We start from the raw sequence: 24,865 nt of genomic DNA on the forward strand, positions 1-24,865 counted from the left end.
TTTATCAGGACAATAATTCAGAAAACTAAAATTTAAAGTTGGCGGTGCCGGTAACGAATAGTTCTTAACTTCCAATAACCCATTTTATAATAAGTGAAAGCTACAATGGCGGCGATAAGGTTAGAGATTGGGAACGCCCACCAAATTCCTTCAAAAGAAAGATCGGTATTATTAGATAGAATAAAAGCAGTAGGAAATCTCACAATCCAAAGGGCAAATACAGAAATTAGCAAAGAAGCTTTAGTAAATCCGGCGCCATTAAAAACACCATTTAGAACCTGCTGCACACCCAGCACTCCAAAACTGGGGGCCATAATTTTAATAAACAAAGAACCGTCCCTAATCACGCCGGGATCGTTAGGCACGAAAAAGGCAGTAATTGGTTCAGCTAAAAAGAAAAGAACCATCCCTATTCCCGTGAGCCCAAAAAAGGCAATTTTAGCACTTAGATTTCCAATTTTTTCAGCGCGCTTTATTTTTCCGGCGCCAACATTTTGTCCTACCAAAGTGGTGGTTGCAATAGCAAAACCAAGCGCGGGTACTACAATAAGGCTTAAAACCCGGCTTCCAATACCGTAAGCGGCTACAACTTCGCTTCCAAAACTGGTAACCAGCATAACCATAACCGTCATACCGCCGGCTCTGGTAGACATTTCTATACTGGAAGGAATCCCAATATTGAACATACTTCGGGTCCAGCTAAAATCGAATTTCATTCTGCTAAAACTAATTTTTATGCCTTTATTTCCGCGGAAAAGAATAAGTAAGCCTATTAAGGCCGATATACCCTGGGTAATTACACTGGCAACAGCAGCTCCTGCTACTCCAAACCCGGGAATAGGACCAAAACCAAATATAAAAAGCGGATCTAAAATTAGATTAAGAAATACGGTAGCAAGAACTATATACATGGGCAACAGCACATTACCAATTCCTCGCATAAGTGACTGAAAAACGTAGAACATAAACAGAAAAATAAAGCCCAGAGACGATACTTTAAAATAACTTACCGAATCGCTTAAAATTTCGGGGCCTGCGCCTATGAGCTTCATTAATGGTTCTGACGAAAAATAACCTACAATAGCCAGTAAAACCGAAATAAAAAATATTACAAAAACGGTTTGTGAAGAACTGTAATTAACCTGGTCCTGATTTTCAGCACCTTTATATTGAGAAACAATCACTGTTCCCGCAAGCGTTAAACCGGCGCCCAATGAGAGAATAAGAAAAAGTATAGGAAAACTAATACTCACCGCAGCTACAGCATTGGCACCCAGTCTTCCCAGCCAAAAAGTATCTATTAACTGGTAAGCGGTTTGTAAAATATTAGCCAGAATTATAGGCCAGGCCAGGTTGGCCAGGGAGCTAAAAATCCTGCCTTCGGTATATTTTATGGGTTGCCTTTTCCTGCGCAATTTCTTTAAATTTTAAAAAATTCTTCCCGGTAAGAAAATTTCAATCTCTTACTTAGGCATTATTTTATCAGCGTTTTTTAAAAAAGTAATTTGCAAAAGTAAGAAAGAAGCCCTGGTTTTTTCAAGTAAAATAGCTTAAACTGATTTTCCTCATAAAATTTACCGATTCCTGCCTTTAAATTTGTAGTAAATTAAAATCAGAAATTATGAAAGCTACTATGTTACTGGAAGAACTTAATGTTGGTAATTGCATAACATACATTACCAAAGAACTTTCTAAAATTAAAGACATTTGTGATATTTATGCAGATTCAGAAGCGTCTAAAATCACATTTACCTATAATTCAGAATTTGCGGCTCTAGAAGCTGTGGGGGTTTTAAGTTCATTTCGACATAAAGAAAAAGAAGAAGAATTTAACGAAAACCTTAAAATTGCATAATTTAGGGAAAAACTAAAATTAATGAATTTACTGGGAATGATTGGTGGTACCTCGTGGCACTCTACCATAGAATATTACCGACTTTTAAATGAGCTTGTAGGCGAAAAAATTGGGAAGCAGCAAAATCCGCCACTTCTTTTATACAGCCTCAATGTAAAGTTGATGCGTAAAAACGATCCCGAAGAAATTAAAAATTCATATTTAGAAATTGCTCAAAAACTGGAAAATGCCGGTGCCGGCGCTATAATTATTTGTGCCAATACTCCGCATTTAGTTTACGATTTTGTGCAACCAAAAATTGATATTCCCATTCTTCATATTGCCGATGCAATAGCTAAAGAAGCAAAACAAAAAGGTTTTAAAAAACTTGGATTGCTGGGCACAAAACCCACAATGACGGGCGATTTTCTTCAGGGTAGACTTAAGAAAAACCACCAAATTGAAACTATAATTCCATCGCAGGAACATATTGATGAAACCCACAGATTTATTTCTGAAGAACTTACACAGGGAAATTTCACCGACACCGCAAAAAATTTCTATTTAGAACAAATGCAACTTTTAAAAGATCGCGGAGCTGATGCAATAATCTTAGGCTGTACCGAACTGCCGATGCTTATTAAGGAAAAGGATACCGAAATTCCACTTTTAGATACTACAAAGCTCCACGCGCAATTAGCTACTGAATTTATTCTTAAAGATTAATAGTTTTCTTTTTCTGAATTTCAGCCTGGTACCCGGCTTAAAGAAAAGACATTTTCAAAGTTCGATTATCGAGTAAATTTCTACATATTTTTACGCAACCATTATCAGTTTTCTGTATCTTATAGAAAATGATTAATTGATGCTACACAGATTTATTTTATTTATCGGAATTATTTTATTTACTTTTTCCTGCGGAGAAGACGACAGCGGGGAATGTAATGGAATTTGCACCGAAGAATTTAAAAGTATTAATGTTGAAATCACAGATTCTGAAGAGAACCCGGTGGTTTTAGACAGTGATAATTTAGTTCCTGATTGCGCTTAGAGATATTACCAACAATCGCGAAATTGACCTTAATTCTACAGAAAATGCAGGAAATGGGTTTTATTCCATTTTCAATAGTATAAAAATGAAGAAATAAATCTTCTTTTTAAAGGATTTAAGGAGGAAAATTTAATCCTGGAACAGGAATATAAAGTTGGTGCAGATTGCTGCCACATTTACCATGTTTCAGGACCTTTGAAAATTCAGTTAGATTAAACACAAAAAATCCCGGAAGCTATTTCTTAAAGTAGAAATAAGTCCCGGGAGATATTTTTCAGAAAAAATATTTTCTAATATAAAACTCTAAAACGTATCGTGCCTTTTAGGCCTTTTAGATCTTTAATTACTTTTTTATCGTATTTCTTATCAATATCGGTAATTACATAACCAATAGTCTCATTAGTTTTTAAATACTGGCCCTCAATATTAATATCGTGCCCGGCAAGAATCCTGTTGATCTCTGCCAAAATTCCCGGCCTGTTTTCGTGAATATGAATTAGCCTGTGGGCATTTTGCAATACCGGCAATTGTAAATTAGGGAAGTTAACCGAGTTGGTGGTGCTGCCGGTATTTATATATTCTATAATTTTTCCCGGAACGAAATTCCCGATATTTTCCTGGGCTTCCAGGGTACTTCCACCAATATGAGGCGTTAAAATCACGTTTGGTAAATTTCTTAATTCAGAAACAAATTCTTCATTATTGGTTTTAGGCTCCTGCGGATAAACATCTATGCCCGCCCCCATTATTTTGCCAGATTCTATATTCTTTTTAAGCGCTTTAATATCTACTACGTGACCCCTGCTTAAATTCAGGAAAATCACGTTATCTTTCATATAACCAAATTCCTTTTCCCCAATAATATCTTTATTTTCCTTTCTTCCATCTACGTGAAGAGTCACAATATCTACAGTTTCAAGAAGTTCTTTTAGGGAATTACACTTGGTAACATTACCCATTGGTAATTTTTCTTCAACATCGTAGTAATAAACATCAAAACCAACAGATTCTGCAACTACCGAAAGTTGTGCACCTATATTTCCATAACCAATAATCCCCAGTTTTTTACCCCTGGTTTCAAAACTGTTGGTGGCAGATTTTTCCCATTTCCCTTCGTGCATTAATCGCATTTTATCGGGCAGGTTACGCATCAATAAAATAATCTCCCCAATAGCTAGTTCTACCACAGATCTTGTATTACTGTAAGGCGCATTAAAAACTGCAACTCCTTTCTTTAAACAGGCCTGAAGATCTATTTGGTTGGTTCCTATACAAAAAGCGCCCACCGCGATTAATCGGTTGGCATTTTCCAGTACTTTTTCAGTTAAATGTGTTTTAGAACGAATCCCTATTACTGATACATCTTTGATTTTTTCACAAAGTTCATCTTCATCCATCGCTCCGGGATGTACAGTTACATTATAACCTTCTTTCTTCATTATATCTACTGCGTCCTGGTGAACATTTTCAAGAAGAAGTACGTTAATTCTATTTTTTGGGTAAGAGATTGCTTTGTTCATATTGTGTACAAATAAAAATTCGTCTAAACTTGGTGTGATATGGTCTGCCTTTTCAAGAATATTTGCCCTTTCTACATTTTCGGTGAAGGCATAAAACTTATTGGCGAGTCCGGCGGCTTTAATTTCATAATCGGTATAACCATCGCCAATTACGTAAACATCGCCTTTTAACTTTAATCTTTTAAGTTGTTCTACTTTTCCGTTATTTGAAGAAAGCACGTTTTCTTTATCAAAACCTACAATCTCACCATCTTCATCAAACTCAAAAGTATTGGCAAAAACATTTTCGGGCTTAACCCCATACGGTTCAACTATAGGAACAATAAATTCTTTAAAACCGTTGGAGACAATATAGATATTTTCGTGATGATCGTTAAAGAACTCCCGGTTTCTAACAAATGAAGAAGATACCCGCTCACTTAAGTTTTCTACCAATTTTGGCAAATCACTTTTATTGGCTTTTAGAAGCCGAATTCGCTCTACCAGGGATTCTCTAAAAGAAATTTCTCCTTTCATTCCCTTATCGGTTAAAGCTTCTACTTCATCAAGGTTTTTTTGCTTATCGGGATCGTTGGCCAGGGATATTTCTCCCAAAACATCCAGGGCTTCTACCTGGGTAAATGTACTATCAAAATCTATTACAAAGTGCTTGTTCTCACTCATATTTAAGGTAATCTAAAATGAAGCCTAAAACTACTATTTTTAGCAATCTTAGCGTACCAATTTTAGTAAAAATACACGGTCAAAATTTTAGCTATGGTAATATTTTCAACAATTCATAAAATGAGCTGCTATAAAATACAGAGCTTATAAAAAGCCACTGAAATTAGTAGTTAAAAATGAAATTTCTTCGGTTTTTCAAATAAAAAACTTTTAGAAGAAATTAAAATCAGAACTCAAATAACCTCTCTAAAATAAAAATGCCTTTACTAAACGGAAGTCTCCGCAGTAAAGGCATTTCTAAAAAATTAAAAAATTCTCTTATTCCACGATAAATTTACCTTTCATCACAGAATAGTGACCTGGAAAGCTACAAATAAAGTCGTATTCACCAGCTTCAGGAGCTTCAAATTCTATAGTTACTTCTTCTCCGCCACCAATCATTTTAGTGTGGGCAATAACCGCATCAGTTCCTTCAGGAATATAGTCGTTATCCTTGGCCTGTACAGCTTTCTGTCCAAATTCGTTAATTACGGTACCTTGAGTTAACAATACCCAGTTATGGCCCATTACGGTTTTTTCCATCTCACCAACGTGTTTTAAAGTAAGTCTAACGGTTTGCCCGGCTTTTACTTTAATCTCGTCTTTATTAAAACGCATTTGGTCATTTCCTTCAATAGTCACCTCAACCACATCTTCGTCTGAAGAATTCATTTCTGAAGCAGACTTATCTGTGGCGGCTTCAGTTTGAGACTGCGGGCTGGTACCATCTCCAATAGTAATTTTATCCTCTTTTTCTTCTTTTTTATCTCCGCAGGCAATCATTGCTACGGCTCCTAAAATCAATACAGTTTTGCTTAAAAATTTCATATTTACTTATTTATAGTTTGTAATTAGTTATTTACAATATCAAAGATAAATTATTTTTAATTGTTAATGTATTTAAGCCTTAATTTTTCATATTTCAGGGAATTTATAAAAGTTCTATAGCTGCCAATTTTGCCAAAATCCTTACCTTCATAGATTCGAAATAAAACCACACAAAATGAAAAAAAACATTATAAAAGGCCTGGGGGTGTTTGCGCTGGTCGCAGGATTTCAAGCTAATTCCCAGGAACAAAACCCCAAACAGAATATGGATAACATTTTACTTGCTGAATGGACTGGCCCTTATGCCGGCGTTCCCGCTTTTGATAAAATGCAGGTAGAACTTGTAAAACCCGCAATGCTTAAAGCGATGGATGCGCATCTTGCTGAAATCGATAAAATTACCCAAAATCCTGAACCGGCAACTTTTGAAAATACTATTGTGCCTTTTGAAGATTCTGGCGATCTTTTAAACAGGGTATTTACTTATTACGGTATATTTAGCAGCAATGTTTCCAGTCCTGAATTTAGGGAAATACAGCGCGAACTTTCTCCGGAAATTTCTGAATACAGCTCTAAAATTTCTCAAAACACAAAACTATTCGAAAGGATTAAAACCGTTTATCAGAATTCAGAAGAAAATCCGCTACCGGCTCCAGAGCAACGCGTAATTGATCTTATTTACGAAGAATTTGCGATGGAAGGCGCCAATTTAAACGAAGAAGATAAAAAGCGTTACGCCGAAATAAACAGTGAACTTTCTGAATTATATACCAAATTCTCTAATAATGTTCTTGCTGAGGAAGAGAACTACATTGTTTATTTAACCGAAGATCAACTTAGCGGCCTTCCGGAATCTTATGTGAAAGCTGCAGCGAGCACTGCTAAAGCCAATGGAGAAGCAGGGAAATATGCCGTAACCAATACGCGCTCTTCTATGGATCCGTTTTTAACTTATTCTGATGAACGTGAACTACGCGAAAAAGTTTGGAAAAACTATTATTCCCGGGGTGATAATGATGATGAATTTGATAATAATGAGGTGATAAAAAAAATCCTGAAACTTCGCGATGAACGTGTAGAGTTGCTGGGTTATGAAAATTTTGCCCAATGGCGCTTACAAAACCGAATGGCTAAAAACCCAGAAAACGCGATGGAACTTATGGAAGCCGTTTGGCCGGCTGCACTTGCCCGCGTAGAAGAAGAAGTAAAAGATATGCAAGCTGTAGCCGATGATGAAGGGGCTAATATTACCATTAAACCCTGGGATTATAGATATTATGCAGAAAAAGTAAGAAAAGAAAAATACGATCTTGACAGTGAGGAAGTAAAGCAGTATTTAGAACTGGGCAATCTAACCGATGCGCTTTTCTATACCGCTGGAGAGCTTTTTAATTTCGAGTTTAAGCCGGTAGAAGAAGGTAGCGTCCCTGTTTTCCACGAAGATGTAAATGTTTGGGAAGTAACCGATAAAGATTCTGGAGAACTTATTGGGCTTTGGTATTTAGATCCTTTTGCGCGCCAGGGAAAACGTTCAGGTGCCTGGGCAACCACCTATAGAAGTTATTCTGAATTAGAAGGTGCAAAACCCGTTTTAGCATCCAATAATTCTAACTTTATAAAACCGGCTCCCAGAGAACCTGTGTTAGTTTCCTGGGACGATGCCGAAACTTTTTTCCACGAATTTGGCCACGCGCTACACTTTTTAGCTGCCGATATTAAATATCCAACCCTAAACAGTGGTGTTCGTGATTATACCGAGTTTCAATCGCAATTACTGGAACGTTGGTTATCTACCGATAAAGTGATAAACCGCTTTCTAAAACATCATGAAACCGGGGAAGTAATTCCAGATGAATTAGTAGCCAAAATTAAAAAAGCAGCTACTTTCAATCAGGGATTCGCTACCACCGAGTTTTTAGCTTCGGCTTTAATGGATATGAAATACCATACCACAGATCCCGATAAAATTGAACCAAGAAAGTTTGAAAAAGAAACTTTAGACGAACTGGGAATGCCAGATGAAATTGTGATGCGTCACCGTTCTCCACATTTTGGACACGTATTTTCAGGAGAAGGTTATGCTACCGGATATTACGGCTATTTATGGGCTGATGTATTAACCTCTGACGCTGCGGAAGCTTTTGCTGAATCTCCCGGAGGATTCTACGATGAGAATATGGCAGAAAAATTAGTGAAATATCTGTTTGCGCCAAGAAACGCCATGGATCCCGCTGAAGCTTATCGAAAATTTAGAGGCCGTGATGCTGAAATTGATGCGCTAATGCGCGATCGTGGCTTCCCGGTACCTGAAGAGAAATAAAATATCAAAGAAAATTTTGTGAAACCTGCCTCAAAGACTTCTTTTAGGCAGGTTTTTTATTTATGCTATTTCAATTATTCAATGGCTTTAGCTACAAGTTTTTCGGGGCCAGCCATAAATCCATATAAGTGCAATTTATCTGCAGTAATTTTCTCAATGGGTACCGCAGTAATTGGGTTACCATAGCGATGAATTACCAGGAAATAAGTTTCATCTATTTTCTTTAAATAGGAATGCATAATTTTACTATCGGGATGATTTTGAAAATCTATTTCGAAATTTTTCCCACCCCGTTCTAAATTGTATTTTTTCTGTTTAATTTTTGCAGCGTTTAAATCTGTTTTAGTGGGAACTAATCTTATATAATCTATAGGTTGTTCCAATCTTTCTGAAGAAATACTTAATCGGTTAGGATTTTTAAAGCTGAAATCGGCAAAGGCGAGTGTATCTATTTTCAACTTGTTATCTTCGGTTTGATATGCAGTTTTTGTCACAAATTGATCAAAGTTATAGTGAGATAAGGAATCTTCACTCACTTCCATTAAATGTATTCCGGGAAAACCACCAAAGCTTTTATTTCCCGAGACAATCCATTTTCCTTCTAATTCCTGCGCAGTAATTGAAGTGCTTAACAAAAAAATAAAAAAGACAAAATAGCTATCAATAAATTTCATAATTCTACATTTTAAGTTGAACAATAATTTATAAAATAGCCGGCTAAAAACCTTATTTATTCGATAGTTTCCTTATTATTTAGATGAAAAACGGAATTATAAGTGTTTGTAGGGCAATATATTATACAAAACCCTATTGGTATAAATCAAAAAAGCCATCAGCGAATAACTGATGGCTTTTATATTACTTAAAAAGTTCTGCTTAGAACATCTCTCTACCTGAAAAATGAAAAGCAGCTTCAATCCGTGCGTTTTCGTCGCTATCACTTCCGTGTACAGCATTTTCACCAACAGATTTCGCGTATTTTTTTCTTATAGTTCCTTCAGCAGCATCTTCTGGGTTTGTGGCTCCAATTAAAGCTCTAAAATCTTCTACGGCATTGTCTTTTTCTAACACAGCCGATACGATTGGTCCACGAGTCATAAACTCTACCAACTCTCCAAAGAAAGGACGTTCGTTGTGTACTGCATAAAATTCTTCAGCATCAGCGGTAGTCATTTGAGTCATTTTCAAAGCTACAATTCTAAATCCTGAAGCGGTAATTTGCTCTAATATTGCACCTACATTCCCGGCTTCAACAGCATCGGGCTTTATCATGGTGAATGTTCTTTTTCCTGCCATCTTATGGTTTTTTAAATTTTGGCAAAAATAATTAAATAAGCTGCAAATACAAGCTCCTTTAAGTTTTATATGAATTTAGCTTTCAGACTGCTGCATTTTTTAAAGCCTAAATAGAAAAAAGCTTAGAAAGAGCGACAAAATTACCTTCATTTTTTGTTGATTTGTTGAATACAAAAATACAGATTGGTTTTTTAAGCTGGTATTAATAAATTGTATCTTTACTGATTACTCGCCGGGCAAGAGATTGAATTATAGCCCTGGGTTTATCACTAAAGGAAATGAAATTTGAAACGTTTTTGTTTCATTTTTTTCAACATAATACCTTGAGGATTTATCCCGGTGGTATTTTATATTAAATTATGATAGAACAAGCAATTTTAGAGATCACTGCCGAACTTTCCCAGGCTAAAAATATAGTTATTGTACCACACAAAGGCCCCGATGGTGACGCCATGGGTTCTACCTTAGGTTTAATGCATTTTTTAAGGGATAAAGGCCATAAGGTAAATGTGATTTCACCAAACGACTATCCCAGGTTTCTAAAATGGCTACCGGGAAATGATGAGGTAATTATCTATGAAAAAGATAAAGTAAATGCCGAAAATTTTATAAATGAAGCCGAGCTGGTTTTTGCTCTGGATTTTAATCATTTAGACCGCTCTGGCGATATGCAGGAAATCTTAACAGCTTCGGAAGCTGTTTTTATTATGATAGACCATCACCGGGAACCCTCAGACTTTGCTAACTATACCTATAGCGATGCCGAAATGAGTTCTACCTGCGAAATGGTGTATCATTTTATTGATAAATTACGCGCCGTACATAAAATCACTCCCGAAATCGCCACCTGCCTTTATGTAGGTATTATGACTGATACGGGCTCGTTTAGATTTAGTGCCACCAGTGCCGAAACACACCGCGTAATAGCCGATTTAATTGATAAAGGGGCGGTAAATCACGAAATTCATAACAATATATTTGACACCTATAATGAAGACCGGCTTCAGCTTTTAGGAACTGCGCTGCAAAACTTACGAGTAAAACCTCAGTATAAAACGGCTTACATAACTTTAACTCAGGAAGAGCTGGATAAACATAATTTTCAAAAAGGAGATACCGAAGGTTTTGTAAATTACGGCCTGGCGATAGAAAAGGTAGTTTTTGCCATAATTTTTATTGAAAATAAACAAGAGGGAATTATTAAAATTTCATTTAGATCTAAAGGTAATTTTAACGTAAATGAATTTGCCAGGGCTCATTTTGAAGGCGGAGGCCACAATAATGCGGCCGGAGGTAAAAGTGAACTTTCTATGGAAGACACCATCACAAAGCTTAATACCATTCTTCCCAGTTATAAGGAATTGCAATAATGAATAAATATCTAATTTTTATAGCAATTTTCGCTTTGGGAGCCTGTAAATCTCCTGAAGCCCGTTACCCTGTAACTCAGAAATCGGGTTCCCACTTTAGCGAATCTATTGCTAAAAACCAGGAACTACTGGAAAAAGAAATAGCACTTATTAAAACTGCCATACAAAGGGATTCTACAAGAGAATATCACTCTTCTCAAGATGGTTTTTGGTATTCTTATCATAAAAAAGTTGAAGATTCTACCACTACAACCACCCCAGAATTTGGCGATATTGTAGAATTCGATTATAGTATTTCTACCTTAAATGATGAAGTGATTTATGCCGAAGGAGAAAAAGCTACCAGAACTTATGCCATAGACCAGGAAAAACTTTTTAGCGGCTTAAGACAGGGCCTAAAATTAATGAAAGAAGGAGAAACCGTAACTTTTTTATTTCCTTCGTATAAAGCTTTTGGATATTATGGAGATAAAAATAAAATAGGTACAAACTGGCCTTTAAAAACAAAAGTCACCCTCAATAATATCACTGAAAAAGAAGAAATTCAAAATCAACAATAAGTAAACCCGGGCTTTATTAAGCCTTTTTAATTTTTATAATAAATGAGAACCAGTAAATTTTTATTACTTTTTGCCGTGGTATTTACCATGTTTGCGTGTAACGACGAATATCCAGATCTAGAAGATGGGATGTATGCTGAATTTAAAACCAATTACGGAACTTTTGTTTCTGAACTCTACTTTGAACAAACTCCAATAACCGTAGCCAGTTTTGTTTCCCTTGCCGAAGGCAATAACAAAATGGTAGACAGCACCCATAAAGGCAAAAATTATTACGACGGATTAACTTTTCACAGAATTATAGACGGTTTTGTAATACAGGGAGGTGATCCCACTGGAACCGGTAGTGGTGGCCCAGGCTACAAATTTCCAGATGAAATTGTAGATAGCTTAAGTCATGATTCTAAAGGAATTCTTTCTATGGCTAATGCCGGCCCGGGCACTAACGGAAGTCAGTTTTTTGTTACACTTGCTCCTACTCCAAACCTTGATGGCAGGCATACTGTTTTCGGGAAAGTTGTAGAAGGCCAGGATGTTGTAGATTCTATAGGGAAAGTTGAAACAGGCCCAAGAGATAAGCCAGTAAAGACGGTTACCATGGAAGAGGTAAACATTATTAGAAAAGGTAAAGCCGCCAAAAATTTTGACGCTCCTACGGTATTTGAAGAAGAACTACAGGCAGTAAAAGATAAGGAAGATGCCGAAGCTAAAAAGCGGCAGGAAGCTAAAGCAGCCCAGGCTGAAGAATTTGAAAGCCACGAAGGTGATGCTGAAGCATTAGATAGCGGACTAAAAATTTACTATTTAAATGAAGGTGAAGGTGAAAAACCTAAAACCGGGCAAATGGTAGAAGTGCTTTACGAAGGCTATTTTAGTGACGGTGAAATCTTTGATACAAACAAAGAAGAACTGGCCAAAGAAATGGGCTTATTTAATGAAGCTAGAAAAAACCAGGGTGGTTATGGTCCCATGACAGTAGTTTACGGTCCAGATGCTCCTATGATTCCAGGATTTAAAGAAGGCATTCAGCAATTAAAAGTTGGAGATGAAGCTTTACTTTATATCCCAAGTCATTTAGGTTATGGAGAAAGAGGCGCGGGTGGCGTAATTCCTCCAAACACCGATCTTGTTTTTAAAGTAGAATTGGTAGGTATACAGGAATAATTTCCTGAATTTATATATAAGAAGGGCTGTTTGAAAATGACTATTCAAACAGCCTTTTTACTTTCTAAATATCTCCAATTATTTCTTCGGAATATTCTTTAAAACTTCAATTAAAAATTTCCAGTACTTCTGGGCTGAGGAAATACTTGCGCGTTCATCAGGTGAATGTGCCCCTCTAATGGTAGGCCCAAAAGAAATCATATCCATTTCAGGATAATGGTTTCCAATTATTCCACATTCCAAACCAGCGTGGCAGGCTGCAACATCGGCTTTCTCATTATGCAGGTTTTGATATAATCCATCTACAACTTTTAAAATTGCAGAATTAGGATTTGGTGCCCAACCCGGATATTCCCCAGATAATTTCACCTTAAATTTCGCCAGCTCAAAGGTTGCTTCCAAACTATTGGCCAAATCATCTTTTGAAGATTCTACCGATGATCTTGTAAGACAGTTAATTTTCACTTTTCCATCCCCAACTTTTACGCTGGCAATATTATTAGAAGCTTCAACCAAACCTTCAATATCAGGACTCATTCTGTAAACTCCATTATGCGCTGCAGAAATTGCTTTAACTACTTCTTGCTGATCTTCCACTTTCATTACTTCGTTTGGAACTTCGGTTTCAGAAATTTCAATATCCATATTAGGTTCCAGAGAAGCAAATTCAGCTTTAATCTCACGCACCTGCTGAATAATTTCAGTTAAAAAAGTTTCGGTATTAGATTTATCTACCACCACAATAGCTTCGCTTTCACGAGGAATGGCATTTCGTAATCCGCCACCTTTTATGCTGGAAACGCGCAAACCGAAATCCCGATTAGAATCAAAAAGTACACGTGCCATAATTTTATTGGCATTGGCCAGACCTTTTATAATATCCATCCCAGAATGCCCGCCTTGCAAACCTTTTACTTTTATTTGGTAACCAACCGAATTATCAGGTGTGTGCTCTACTTCATAATCCCTAACCGCAGTTATATCTACGCCGCCGGCACATCCAATCCCAATCTCATCATCTTCTTCGGTATCCAGGTTTAAAAGAATATCTCCTTCCAATAAATTAGAATCCAAACCTTTTGCACCGGTCATTCCGGTTTCTTCATCTATCGTAAATAAAGCTTCAAGAGCAGGGTGCTGAATATCGTTACTTTCTAAAATTGCCATCATACTCGCAACTCCCAGACCATTATCGGCACCCAGGGTTGTTCCTTTGGCTCTTACCCAATCTCCATCTACATACATATTGATTCCGCTGGTTTCAAAATCAAAATCGGTATCGTTATTTTTCTGGTGCACCATATCTAAATGGGCCTGCAATACAATGGGTTTTCTATCTTCCATCCCTGAAGTAGCAGGTTTTTTTATAACCACATTTCCGGTTTCATCTACCAGGGTTTCCAGGTTAAGTTTGTTTCCAAAGTTTTTCATAAACTCAATAACCCGCTCTTCTTTTTTTGAAGGTCGTGGTACCTCGTTTAGATCGGCAAATTTATTCCATAAGATTTTCGGCTCTAATTCCCTTATTTCTTCGTTCATTGTTTTATATTTTGGTCTTTCACAAAGGTATTGGTAATAAACAAAGAAGGAAAATTTACAGGCTTTTTAAAACTTATTTAACCAAATGAAGAACAGTTATTTAAAATTTTAAGCCGTGTTTTGCTAATAATTGTAATTTTAAAAAGCAAACTACCCTGTAGCAAGCTCTTGAAGCAATTATAGAAAATAATGTTATTAATTTCGAGACAGATCTCGGAGAATAAAATCTCGATTATCGAGTGAAGAAAAAAGGACTTTGTATTTTAGCATTTCTGCTCCCCGTGCAGATCATTTTTATCTTTTTCCTGGCCGGGCATCCCGAGCTGGTAGAAAATTGGTACAGCCGATTTCTATACCCTGAATTTTCAAAATTAATGCGCTACGGGCACGGATTTTTACCTTTTTCTCTTGGCGATCTCTTATATACGTTCTTGGGAATTTTAATAATTCGTTGGCTACTAAGACGTTTTAATCAGAAATTTAGAAACCCTCGTTTTTGGGTGATAGATGTTCTTGCTATATTATCAGTAGTATATGCCTGTTTCCATATTTTCTGGGGATTTAATTATTACCGCTTACCGCTTCACGAAGCTTTAGAAATTGAAAACGATTATACCACCGAAGAGCTTTATCAACTTTCAGAAATATTAATTATTGAGTCTAACAAACTCCACAATCAACTAACGGAAAACGATTCGGTTAGCGTGGTAATTCCATATTCCAAGAATGAAATCTTTGAAAAAACCATTGAAGGCTATAGCAATATCAGCAAAGATTTTCCTGAACTTACCTATAAAGGAGAATCGCTAAAACGCTCTTTATATAGTATTCCACTTTCTTATATGGGCTTCAACGGCTATTTGAACCCACTTACCGGGGAAGCCCAGGTAAATACCCAAATTGTGCCTTATAAAATCCCCACTACCGCCAGTCACGAAATTGGACATCAACTGGGTTTTGCAAAAGAGAATGAAGCTAATTTTATTGCCTGCCTTAGCACCATGAATCATCCCGATGCTTATTTCCGGTATTCAGGATATACTTTTGCCTTGCGATATTGTTTAAATGAATTATACCGAAGGGATCCTGAAAAGTTTAAAACTTTAAAGGCAAAAATGAATCCGGGTATTTTAGAAAACTACCGGGAAGTAGAAGAATTCTGGTTGGCGCATCAAAATCCTTTTGAACCCATATTTCAGGCATTTTACAATCGGTTTTTAATTGTAAATAACCAGGCCGATGGAATGAAAAGCTATAGTTATGTGGTAGCACTTTTGGTGAATTATTTTTCAGAAGAAAAGAATAGACTTTAACCTAATAATTTATGAAATAGCTAGTAAGAAAAATAAATTCTCACATAGTACGAAAACCAATTTCGGCTTTGTTATAATTTTCTTAATTTACCGCCTTTAATTTCTAAGCCACATTTAATTCAGCTACAATTTATGAAAATAAGACTTTTACTATGTCTGGTATTTCTGGTCAGTTTGCAAAGCAACGCCCAGGAGTACTTCCCCAAAAACGACGGGGTTAAAAATCCACAAACCAATTACACGGTATTTAAAAATGCAAAAATTCACGTAAGTCCGCAGCAAACAATAGAAAACGGAATGTTTGTGGTAAAAGATGGCAAAATTACTGCCATTGGCAAATCGGTTAGCGAACCACAAAACAGCATTGTTATAGATTTAAAAGGGAAAGAAGTTTACCCTTCCTTTATTGATCTTTACAGCAGTTTTGGAGTAAAAGAACCCAAAGAAGCGAGTAACGGGAACGGCCAGCCACAATATGATGCGAACCGGGAAGGGTATTACTGGAACGACCATATAAGGCCAGAAACCGATGCGGTACAACACTTTAATTATGATGAAAAAACGGTAACTTCCTTCCATAAAGCAGGGTTTGGCGCCGTAAATACACACGTTCCAGATGGGATTATTCGCGGTACCGGGATGTTGGTAGCTTTAAACCCCGGCGGCACCGAAGGTGATCGCATTTTAAAAGATCGCTCGGCACAATACCTTTCTTTTGATAAAAGTAAACTGTCCCGACAGTCTTATCCGACCTCCACAATGGGTGCAATGGCATTAATTCGGCAGACTTATTTAGATGCTGAATGGTACGGAAAAGGAAAATCTAACAACAAAGATTTAGCTTTAGAAGCTTTAAACCGAAATAAAAATCTGACTCAAATTTTCGCAACAGATAATCTACTGGATGCTTTAAGAGCCGGAAAAATAGGTAACGAATTCAATGTGAATTATGTGATCCTGGGAGACGGAAAAGAATATCAGCGTCTTAAGGAAATAAAGGAAACCGGAAGCACATTTATTGTTCCGCTTAATTTTCCCGATGCTTACGATGTAGAAAATCCTTTTTTGGCCGAACATGTAACGCTGGAAGAAATGAAAACCTGGAACCAGGCCCCGGCTAACCTTAAAATGCTTGCCGAAAATGAAATTCCGTTTACCATAACCGCCCACAACCTTGAGGCTGAAAAAGATTTCAGAAATAATTTACTAAAAGCAGTTTCTTATGGATTAAGTAAAGAAGATGCGCTTGCTGCCTTAACCACTACCCCTGCAAAAATTCTTGGCGAGGAAAATCGCCTGGGAACTTTAAAAGAAGGCGCGTGGGCAAACTTTATAATCACTTCAGGAGATTATTTTGATAAAGAAACCAGTGTTTTTGAAAACTGGATCCAGGGCGAAAAAATAGTGATCAATAAAATGAACACTACAGATATTACCGGAACCTACGATCTTAATTTAGACGGAAAAACGTATGAATTAAAGATTTCAGGAAAACCCGAAGCTCCAAAGGCAAGTGTAAAATCTGGAGATACAAAATTGGGGGCAAAACTTAGTTTTTCTGATAATTGGATGAATTTATTGCTTTCTCCTGCCGATACTACTAAAACAGGTTTCACCCGTTTAGTGGCCAAAACCGACGAAAATAAAGAACAAATTTCTGGTACGGCTTATTTAAGCGATGGTTCAGAAACTGATTTCTCAGCGACCAGGAAAGCTTCAAATGAAACTGCTGCAGCGGAAGAAGACGAAGAAGAAAACGGAGAAGATAAAGAGGAAGATATTCGCGAAATTATGCCGGTAAGTTTTCCGAATAAAGCTTACGGATTTTCAGAAATGCCTAAAGAAGAAACTATTCTTTTTAAAAACGCAACAGTCTGGACAAACGAAGCAGAAGGAATTTTAGAAAATACCGATGTTTTGGTGAAAAACGGGGAAATTTCCAGGATTGGAAAGAACCTTAGCGCCGGAAATGCCAAAGTCATAGATGCCACAGGAAAACATCTAACTTCAGGAATTATAGACGAGCATTCACATATTGCGGCTTCTGCCATTAACGAGGCCGGCCACAACTCTACTGCAGAAGTTACTATGGAAGATGTGGTAGATCCCACAGATATGAATATTTATCGCAACCTTGCTGGCGGGGTAACTACCGTACAGCTTTTACACGGATCGGCAAATCCAATTGGCGGCCGTTCTGCGATTTTAAGGTTAAAATGGGGTGAAGATGCTGAAGATATGATCTTTGAAAACTCCCCTAAATTTATAAAATTCGCATTGGGTGAGAACGTAAAGCAGTCTAACTGGGGAAGCCGTTCCAGGTTTCCACAAACCAGGATGGGTGTAGAACAGGTTTTTACCGATTATTTTACCCGTGCAAAAGAATATGAAAAGGCAAAACAAAACGATAAAGACTTTAGAAAGGACCTGGAAATGGAAACCCTCCTGGAGATTATTAATAGTGAACGCTTTGTTTCAGCGCACTCCTATGTTCAAAGCGAAATTAATATGTTGATGAAAGTTGCTGAGAATTTTGATTTCAGAATTAATACGTTCACGCATATTTTAGAAGGTTATAAAGTGGCCGATAAAATGAAGGAGCACGGCGCAGGCGGTTCTACTTTTTCAGACTGGTGGGCTTATAAATATGAGGTTAATGATGCCATTCCTTTTAATGCACCAATTATGCATAGCCAGGGAATAGTAACTGCAATTAATAGTGATGATGCCGAAATGAGCAGAAGATTAAACCAGGAAGCAGCAAAATCTGTAAAATACGGTGGAGTTTCTGAAGAAGAAGCCTGGAAATTTGTAACCTTGAATCCGGCAAAATTATTGCATATAGATGATCGCGTTGGAAGTGTAAAAACAGGAAAAGACGCAGATTTGGTTCTATGGTCAGATAATCCATTATCGATTTACGCCAAAGCCGAAAAAACTTTAATTCAGGGAAAAGTTTTCTTTGATATTGAGAGAGATAAAAAGTTGCGAGAAGAAATTCAGCAGCAAAGAAGTGAATTAATTACCCAAATGTTGGAGGCTAAAAATAAAGGCCTAAAAACACAACCGGTAACGAAGAAAGAAGAACAACATATCCATTGTAATACCCTGGAAGAAATCCATTAAAAAGAAAAAATGAAGATGAAATATTTAGTACTACTCGCACTATTTACCTGTATAGGAAATTCTTTTGCGCAGCAAACACCTGCTTCTAAACAAACCGAAGCAATTACCATAGCTGGTGCCACCGCGCACTTAGGAAATGGTGAAATAATAGAAAATAGTTTAATTATTTTTGAAGATGGAAAAATCACCCAGGTGATGGATGCCACTGCTACAAAAATGCAATATCGCGGCCGTATTATTGAAGCCAAAGGAAAACACGCTTACCCGGGATTTATAGCACCCAACGCCACTTTAGGTTTAGTAGAAATTGATGCAGTTCGTGCTACCGATGATGAAGATGAGATAGGATCCATGCTTCCTCATATTAGAAGTATAATCGCTTATAATGCTGAAAGTAAGCTGGTAGAAAGTATGCGTCCAAACGGGGTTTTAATGGGGCAAATTGTACCAAGAGGCGGTAGAATTTCCGGCACTTCTTCTATTGTACAGTTTGATGCCTGGAACTGGGAAGATGCGGTTATTAAGGAGGATGATGGGCTTCACATAAATTGGCCAAGCAGTTTTACCCGTGGCCGTTGGTGGGCCGGGGAAGATCCCGGGATTAAACCCAGCGATGATTACCAGGAAGAACTTTTGGAGTTGGAAGAATTTTTTGCTTCTGCAAAAGCTTATTTGGAAGGAAACAGCGAAAAAACCAATCTTGCTTACAATGCGATGAAAAACGTTTTTAGCGGAGAAAAACGTGTTTTTATTCACGTAGACGGAAAAAAAGAAATACTGGATGTAATAGATTTTAAACAAAAACAGGAAATAGAACATTTAGTAATTGTTGGTGGTTATGAGGCTCATAAAGCTATTGAAGAACTTAAAGAGAATAACATTCCTGTTTTGGTTCAGCGTCCGCACGATCAGCCAAACAGTGAAGATCACGATTATGATTTTCCATATAAATTAGCCGGAATTCTTCATAATAAAGGTGTTTTAGTAGCCCTGGAAAGCAGCGGAAGTATGGAGCGGATGAATACCAGAAACTTACCTTTCTATGCAGGAACTGCCGGTGCTTACGGATTGGGTAAAGAAGAAGCTTTAAAATTAATTACTTCTAATACTGCTAAAATTCTTGGAATAGATGATATGGTGGGCACTTTAGAAAAAGGAAAAGATGCCACTTTATTTATTAGCGAAGGTGATGCCTTAGATATGCGCGGAAATATTTTAACCCACGCTTTTATCCAGGGCAGAGAAGTAAGTTTGGAAACTCACCAAACCGAACTTTACCAGCGTTATATGGAAAAATACGAGAGCGCCAGTAAATAAAAAATTTAAATATATTAAAGAGGTTAGCAACTATATCTAAGCAGGTATTTTGTTAACCTCTTTTTCTTTGCAATAGGTTTAAACTCCCTATTTTTACACCTATGGTTAAGCAAATTAGCAGTACACAAAATAAGGAGGTAAAACACCTACTTCAATTACAGGAAAAATCCCGGCTTCGCCGGAAAGAAGGCGTTTTTATGGTAGAAGGCCAACGGGAAATCGAATTGGCTTTAAAGGGCGAATTTGAACTAAAGGCAATTTATTTTTGCCCCGATTTAATAAGTTTTGAGAAAATTCAGGAATTTACTTCAGATGAATTTCAAGTAACTGAAATTTCTTCGGAAGTTTATGAAAAACTGGCTTATAGAAGCAGTACTGAAGGTGTTTTAGCCATTTTTAAAACTAAAGAAAATAATCTTCGCAGTATTAAATTTGAAACTAAAAACCCCTTAATTCTTGTGGCTGAAGCTCCAGAAAAACCGGGAAATATAGGTGCTATTTTAAGAACTGCCGATGCCGCAAAAGTAGATGCTGTTTTTATAGCAAACCCAAAAACCGATCTTTATAATCCAAATATCATCCGCTCCAGCGTGGGTTGTGTCTTCACCAACCAAATTGCTACCGGGAGTACTTCAGAAATTATTGATTTTTTAAAGGAAAATAATATTTCTATCTACGCAGCAGCTTTGCAAGCGTCAAAACCATACCACAACATCGATTTTACAAAATCTGCAGCAATTGTGGTGGGAACTGAAGCAACCGGATTAAGCGAAGAATGGCGCGAAAATTCCACGCAAAATATTATTATTCCTATGAGCGGTGAAATTGATTCTATGAATGTTTCTGTTGCAGCTGGAATACTTATTTTTGAAGCTAAAAGACAGCGTGGTTTTTAGAACACAAACACCGAGCTTAGTAAATATAATTCAGCATAAAATTAAAAACCTTTGAATCCCCAAACCCTATTTTATATCATCATTGCCATTATAATTATCGATTTTATTATCGATAAAATCCTGGATACTTTAAACGCAAAACACTTTGATGATCCAATTCCGCAGGAACTCAGTGATGTTTACAACAAGGATGAATACGAAAAATCTCAGCGCTATAAAAAGGAACGTTACCGTTTTGGAATTATTACCTCCACTTTTTCAGTATTGCTCACTTTAGGGTTTATTATTTTTGACGGATTTGCCTGGGTAGATGACATTGCGAGAAATTTCACCGATAATGCAATATTGGTTGCCCTTATTTTCTTCGGAATAATAATGATTGGCAGCGATATTCTCACCACACCGTTCTCCTGGTACAGCACTTTTGTGATAGAAGAAAAATACGGTTTTAATAAAACCACGAAAAAGACTTTTTTCCTGGATAAAATTAAAGGCTGGTTTATGATGATTATCCTCGGCGGCGGAATTCTTGCGCTTATCGTTTGGTTTTATCAATTTGCGGGTAATGATTTCTGGTGGTATGCCTGGATTCTCGTAGCTGTATTTTCCATATTTATCAATATGTTTTATGCAAAACTTATTGTGCCTTTGTTCAATAAGCAAAGCCCATTGGAAGAAGGTTCTTTGCGAACAAAAATTGAAACCTACGCCAAAAGTGTTGGGTTTACCCTCGATAATATTTTTATCATAGATGGTTCTAAAAGAAGTACAAAAGCCAATGCTTATTTTTCGGGCTTTGGTAAGGAAAAACGTATTACACTTTTTGATACTTTGGTAAAAGATTTGGAAGAAGAGGAAATTGTAGCGGTATTGGCACACGAGGTTGGGCATTATAAAAAGAACCATATTATTGTGAATTTACTGGCTTCAATTTTAACCACAGGCTTTACATTGTGGTTGCTTTCGTTATTTGTAGGTAGCCCTGCCCTATCACAAGCGTTGGGTGTAGAAGAACCCAGTTTTCATATTGGTTTGATAGCTTTTGGAATTTTATACAGCCCAATTTCAGAAATTACAGGATTATTAATGAATTATTTATCCCGAAAGTTTGAATACCAGGCAGATAATTATGCGAAGAACACCTATGGTGCCGCGCCGTTAATTTCAAGCTTAAAAAAACTTACTAAAAACAGCCTGAGTAATCTTACTCCGCATAAAGCTTATGTTTTTATGCATTATTCGCATCCTACACTTCTACAAAGATTCAGAAACTTAAAGCGAGGTTTGTAGTTGTTTCTTTATCTACTTAATTGTACTTTTAAATTATGACAGAAGCAGCTATAGAAAAAGAAAACAAGCAAATTGCGCGGCAATATAAAGAACTGCTGCGCATAAGTTACCGTAGTTTAAGTGACGATGATAAAAAGCAAATTAGGAAGGCTTTTGATACCGCTGTAGATGCCCACAAAGATCAACGTAGAAAATCTGGCGAAGCTTATATTTTTCATCCAATTGCGGTGGCAAAAATTGTAGCTTCAGAAATTGGATTGGATGCCACTTCTATTATCGCCGCACTTTTACACGATGTAGTAGAAGATACCCAATATACGCTTAAAGATATTCAGGAAATGTTTGGAGAAACCGTAGCGACTATCGTAGACGGACTCACAAAAATTTCGAGTTTAAAGAAAGACAAGGATGTTTCGCTGCAAGCCGAAAATTTTCGGAAAATGCTGCTTACCCTGAATGATGATATTCGGGTGATTATTATCAAAATAGCCGATAGATTGCACAATATGCAAACTATGGATGCTATGAGGCGGGATAAACAGGAAAAAATTGCTTCAGAAACCCTTTATATTTATGCCCCGCTAGCCCACCGAATAGGACTTTATAATATTAAAACCGAACTGGAAGACCTTGGTTTAAAATATACAGAACCTGAGGTGTACCACGAGATTCACACCAAAATAAAAGAAAGTAAAGAAGAACAGGATGCTTATATCAGGGAGTTTTCTAAAGTAATTGAAAATTCCCTCACACAGGAAAATTTTGACTACGATATTAAAGGTAGACCTAAATCTATTTACTCCATTCATCGTAAAATGAAAGCTCAGAATGTAAGCTTTGACGAGGTTAACGATAAATTTGCCATTAGAATTATTTATAAGAGTGACCAGGCCAACGAAAAATTTCTCGCCTGGAAAATTTATTCAATAGTAACCGATCATTTTAGACCAAACCCAACCCGGCTTCGAGATTGGATTTCTTCGCCTAAATCTACCGGTTATGAAGCGCTGCATATTACCGTTATGGGGCCAAAAGGTCGCTGGGTAGAAGTTCAAATTAGAAGTCAGCGAATGAATGAGATTGCAGAAAAAGGTTACGCAGCTCATTATAAATACAAGCAGGGCGATACTCAGGATGATCACGGAATAGAAGAATGGTTAAACCGGCTTCAGGAAGCCCTGGAAAATCCCGATGTAAATGCCGTAGATTTTGTAGAGCAGTTTAAGCTGAATCTTTATTCAAAAGAAATATTTGTATTTACACCACAGGGAGATTTAAAATCTTTACCAAAAGGCTCTACTCCTTTAGATTTCGCCTTTAGTATACATACTGAAATAGGTTTAAAAACACGTGGTGCCCGGGTTAACAATAAACTGGTGCCTTTAAGCCACGAGTTAAAAAGCGGAGACCAGGTAGAAATAATTACTTCAGAAAATGCACAACCCAATGTTAACTGGCTGGATTATGCTACAACAGCAAGGGCTCGAGCTAAGATAAAATCTTCTCTAAAAGACGAAAAAAGGGAAATAGCAGAAGAAGGAAAAGCAATTCTTACCCGAAAATTAAGGGCTCAAAAAATTCCGTTTAACGAGAAAATAATTAACGAGCTGGTGGTTCATTTTAACCTAAAAACCAGCCTGGATTTATTTTATCGCGTTGGAATTGGCAAAATTGATAACCAAAAACTTAAAGAATTTGCTGCATCCAGAAGCAACGCCCTGGTAAGTTATATTAAGCGAAAGATCAAAAAACCGGTTATTGCGGAAGATCTTAATAAAGATGAAATAACTTCAAAATACGACCAGCTTGTTTTTGGACGCGATGAAGATGAAACTTTAGAATATAAATTGGCGAATTGTTGCAACCCAATTCCGGGAGACCAGGTTTTTGGTTTTGTAACGGTAAACGATGGTATTAAAGTTCATAAGAAAAACTGCCCTAATGCGCTTCAGCTTCAAAGTAATTATGCCTATAGAATTATTCCTGCCAAATGGATAGATTCTTCTCAGCAAGACTTTAAAGCCGTATGAAACTAACCGGAATTGACAATTTAGGCCTGGTAAGTGAGATAACCCGGGAAATTTCCAGTAACCTGAATGTGAATATGCAGAAGATTAATTTTGAAAGTATAGACGGCGTTTTTAGCGGGCAAATTACCCTAAGGGTTAAGAACAATGCGATACTTACAAAAATCATGAACCGACTCAAAAAAATTAACGGGATCGATAAGGTTAGCCGTGAATAATCCCATACCTTTGTAAGGTACAAAGAACTATGAGCAAAAAAGTTGTAAATAAGAACGATCAGGCAGTAGTTAAAAACGTTTTTACCAAGTATTTGGAAGAAAAAGGGCATAGAAAAACCCCCGAACGTTTTGCAATACTTCAGGAAATCTACAATAACGACGATCATTTTGATATAGAATCACTCTACATTAAAATGAAGAATAAAAAATACCGGGTAAGTCGTGCCACCCTCTATAATACCATAGAATTATTACTGGAATGCGGACTTGTAAGAAAGCACCAGTTCGGACAAAACCAGTCTCAGTATGAGAAATCATATTTTGACCGGCAGCACGACCATGTTATTCTTACCGATACCGGTGAAGTAATAGAATTCTGCGACCCGCGTATTCAATCTATTAAAAAAACTATCGAAGAAGTGTTTGATATAGAAATAACCAAACATTCTTTATATTTTTACGGCAACAAAAAAACAACTAATTAACTTAAGATT

19 protein-coding genes and 1 pseudogene are annotated in these 24,865 nt (G+C 36.9%); 14 read left to right on the forward strand and 6 right to left on the reverse strand.

Annotation, left to right across the window (positions count from 1 at the left end):
- Positions 1-32 precede the first annotated feature (32 nt).
- Positions 33-1,415 carry an MATE family efflux transporter gene (locus AO058_RS16140; protein WP_075327475.1) on the reverse strand — a complete coding sequence of 461 codons (1,383 nt, stop codon included), beginning with the start codon at positions 1,413-1,415 and terminating at the stop codon, positions 33-35.
- Between the two features lie 206 nt (positions 1,416-1,621).
- Between AO058_RS16140 and AO058_RS16145 the strand changes: the two genes are divergently transcribed.
- The 3 genes from AO058_RS16145 (at position 1,622) to AO058_RS16155 (ending at position 2,885) form a co-directional block, all read left to right on the forward strand.
- On the forward strand, positions 1,622-1,855 hold the full coding sequence (locus AO058_RS16145; protein ID WP_075327476.1) for a cation transporter: 234 nt from the start codon (positions 1,622-1,624) through the stop codon (positions 1,853-1,855).
- A gap of 21 nt (positions 1,856-1,876) precedes the next feature.
- Positions 1,877-2,560, forward strand: coding sequence for an aspartate/glutamate racemase family protein (locus AO058_RS16150; protein WP_075327477.1), 684 nt, complete (start codon positions 1,877-1,879; stop codon positions 2,558-2,560).
- A gap of 139 nt (positions 2,561-2,699) precedes the next feature.
- Positions 2,700-2,885 carry a hypothetical protein gene (locus AO058_RS16155; RefSeq protein ID WP_075327478.1) on the forward strand — a complete coding sequence of 62 codons (186 nt, stop codon included), beginning with the start codon at positions 2,700-2,702 and terminating at the stop codon, positions 2,883-2,885.
- Positions 2,886-3,175: 290 nt separating this feature from the next.
- On the opposite strand, the gene serA is transcribed toward AO058_RS16155, so the two are convergent.
- Positions 3,176-5,068 carry a phosphoglycerate dehydrogenase gene (serA, locus tag AO058_RS16160; protein WP_075327479.1) on the reverse strand — a complete coding sequence of 631 codons (1,893 nt, stop codon included), beginning with the start codon at positions 5,066-5,068 and terminating at the stop codon, positions 3,176-3,178.
- A gap of 318 nt (positions 5,069-5,386) precedes the next feature.
- Complete coding sequence (azu, locus tag AO058_RS16165; RefSeq protein ID WP_075327480.1) at positions 5,387-5,935, reverse strand: azurin; 549 nt, start codon at positions 5,933-5,935, stop codon at positions 5,387-5,389.
- A 175-nt stretch (positions 5,936-6,110) separates the two neighbouring features.
- Between azu and AO058_RS16170 the strand changes: the two genes are divergently transcribed.
- Positions 6,111-8,255: a M3 family metallopeptidase gene (locus AO058_RS16170; RefSeq protein ID WP_075327481.1), complete on the forward strand. Its 2,145-nt coding sequence runs from the start codon at positions 6,111-6,113 to the stop codon at positions 8,253-8,255.
- 74 nt (positions 8,256-8,329) lie between these two features.
- On the opposite strand, the gene AO058_RS16175 is transcribed toward AO058_RS16170, so the two are convergent.
- Both AO058_RS16175 and AO058_RS16180 read right to left on the reverse strand, forming a co-directional pair.
- Complete coding sequence (locus AO058_RS16175; protein ID WP_075327482.1) at positions 8,330-8,929, reverse strand: hypothetical protein; 600 nt, start codon at positions 8,927-8,929, stop codon at positions 8,330-8,332.
- Positions 8,930-9,131: 202 nt separating this feature from the next.
- Positions 9,132-9,551 carry a nucleoside-diphosphate kinase gene (locus AO058_RS16180; RefSeq protein WP_075327483.1) on the reverse strand — a complete coding sequence of 140 codons (420 nt, stop codon included), beginning with the start codon at positions 9,549-9,551 and terminating at the stop codon, positions 9,132-9,134.
- Between the two features lie 359 nt (positions 9,552-9,910).
- On the opposite strand from AO058_RS16180, the gene AO058_RS16185 reads away from it, so the two are divergent.
- The 3 genes from AO058_RS16185 to AO058_RS16195 are packed head-to-tail and all read left to right on the forward strand — an operon-like array spanning position 9,911 to position 12,645.
- Complete coding sequence (locus AO058_RS16185; RefSeq protein ID WP_075327484.1) at positions 9,911-10,921, forward strand: DHH family phosphoesterase; 1,011 nt, start codon at positions 9,911-9,913, stop codon at positions 10,919-10,921.
- Positions 10,921-11,481, forward strand: a complete 561-nt coding sequence (gene gldI, locus AO058_RS16190; RefSeq protein WP_075327485.1) for a gliding motility-associated peptidyl-prolyl isomerase GldI — start codon at positions 10,921-10,923, stop codon at positions 11,479-11,481. The genes AO058_RS16185 and gldI overlap by 1 nt, the downstream gene beginning before the upstream one ends.
- Before the next feature lie 42 nt (positions 11,482-11,523).
- Complete coding sequence (locus tag AO058_RS16195; protein WP_075327486.1) at positions 11,524-12,645, forward strand: peptidylprolyl isomerase; 1,122 nt, start codon at positions 11,524-11,526, stop codon at positions 12,643-12,645.
- A 78-nt stretch (positions 12,646-12,723) separates the two neighbouring features.
- On the opposite strand, the gene AO058_RS16200 is transcribed toward AO058_RS16195, so the two are convergent.
- On the reverse strand, positions 12,724-14,184 hold the full coding sequence (locus AO058_RS16200) for an aminoacyl-histidine dipeptidase (RefSeq protein WP_075327487.1): 1,461 nt from the start codon (positions 14,182-14,184) through the stop codon (positions 12,724-12,726).
- A gap of 239 nt (positions 14,185-14,423) precedes the next feature.
- Here AO058_RS16200 and AO058_RS16205 point away from each other — a divergent pair, with 239 nt between their 5' ends.
- The 7 genes and pseudogenes from AO058_RS16205 to AO058_RS16235 all read left to right on the forward strand — a co-directional run bounded on the left by AO058_RS16205 (position 14,424) and on the right by AO058_RS16235 (position 24,856).
- Complete coding sequence (locus AO058_RS16205) at positions 14,424-15,497, forward strand: DUF3810 domain-containing protein (RefSeq protein WP_075327488.1); 1,074 nt, start codon at positions 14,424-14,426, stop codon at positions 15,495-15,497.
- Between the two features lie 132 nt (positions 15,498-15,629).
- The gene (locus AO058_RS16210) at positions 15,630-18,623 is read left to right on the forward strand and encodes an amidohydrolase family protein (protein WP_075327489.1); all 2,994 of its coding nucleotides are present in this window, start codon (positions 15,630-15,632) and stop codon (positions 18,621-18,623) included.
- A gap of 15 nt (positions 18,624-18,638) precedes the next feature.
- Positions 18,639-19,940, forward strand: coding sequence for an amidohydrolase family protein (locus AO058_RS16215; RefSeq protein ID WP_198036116.1), 1,302 nt, complete (start codon positions 18,639-18,641; stop codon positions 19,938-19,940).
- A 101-nt stretch (positions 19,941-20,041) separates the two neighbouring features.
- Positions 20,042-20,836: a TrmH family RNA methyltransferase gene (locus AO058_RS16220; protein ID WP_075327491.1), complete on the forward strand. Its 795-nt coding sequence runs from the start codon at positions 20,042-20,044 to the stop codon at positions 20,834-20,836.
- A 51-nt stretch (positions 20,837-20,887) separates the two neighbouring features.
- Entirely contained in the window at positions 20,888-22,126 is a 1,239-nt protein-coding gene (locus AO058_RS16225; protein WP_075327492.1) for a M48 family metallopeptidase, read from the forward strand.
- A gap of 35 nt (positions 22,127-22,161) precedes the next feature.
- A pseudogene (locus AO058_RS16230) lies at positions 22,162-24,371 on the forward strand (RelA/SpoT family protein).
- Between the two features lie 29 nt (positions 24,372-24,400).
- Complete coding sequence (locus AO058_RS16235; RefSeq protein ID WP_037315154.1) at positions 24,401-24,856, forward strand: Fur family transcriptional regulator; 456 nt, start codon at positions 24,401-24,403, stop codon at positions 24,854-24,856.
- Positions 24,857-24,865: the final 9 nt, after the last annotated feature.

Source organism: Salegentibacter sp. T436 (assembly GCF_001932675.1).
Lineage (GTDB): Bacteria > Bacteroidota > Bacteroidia > Flavobacteriales > Flavobacteriaceae > Salegentibacter > Salegentibacter agarivorans.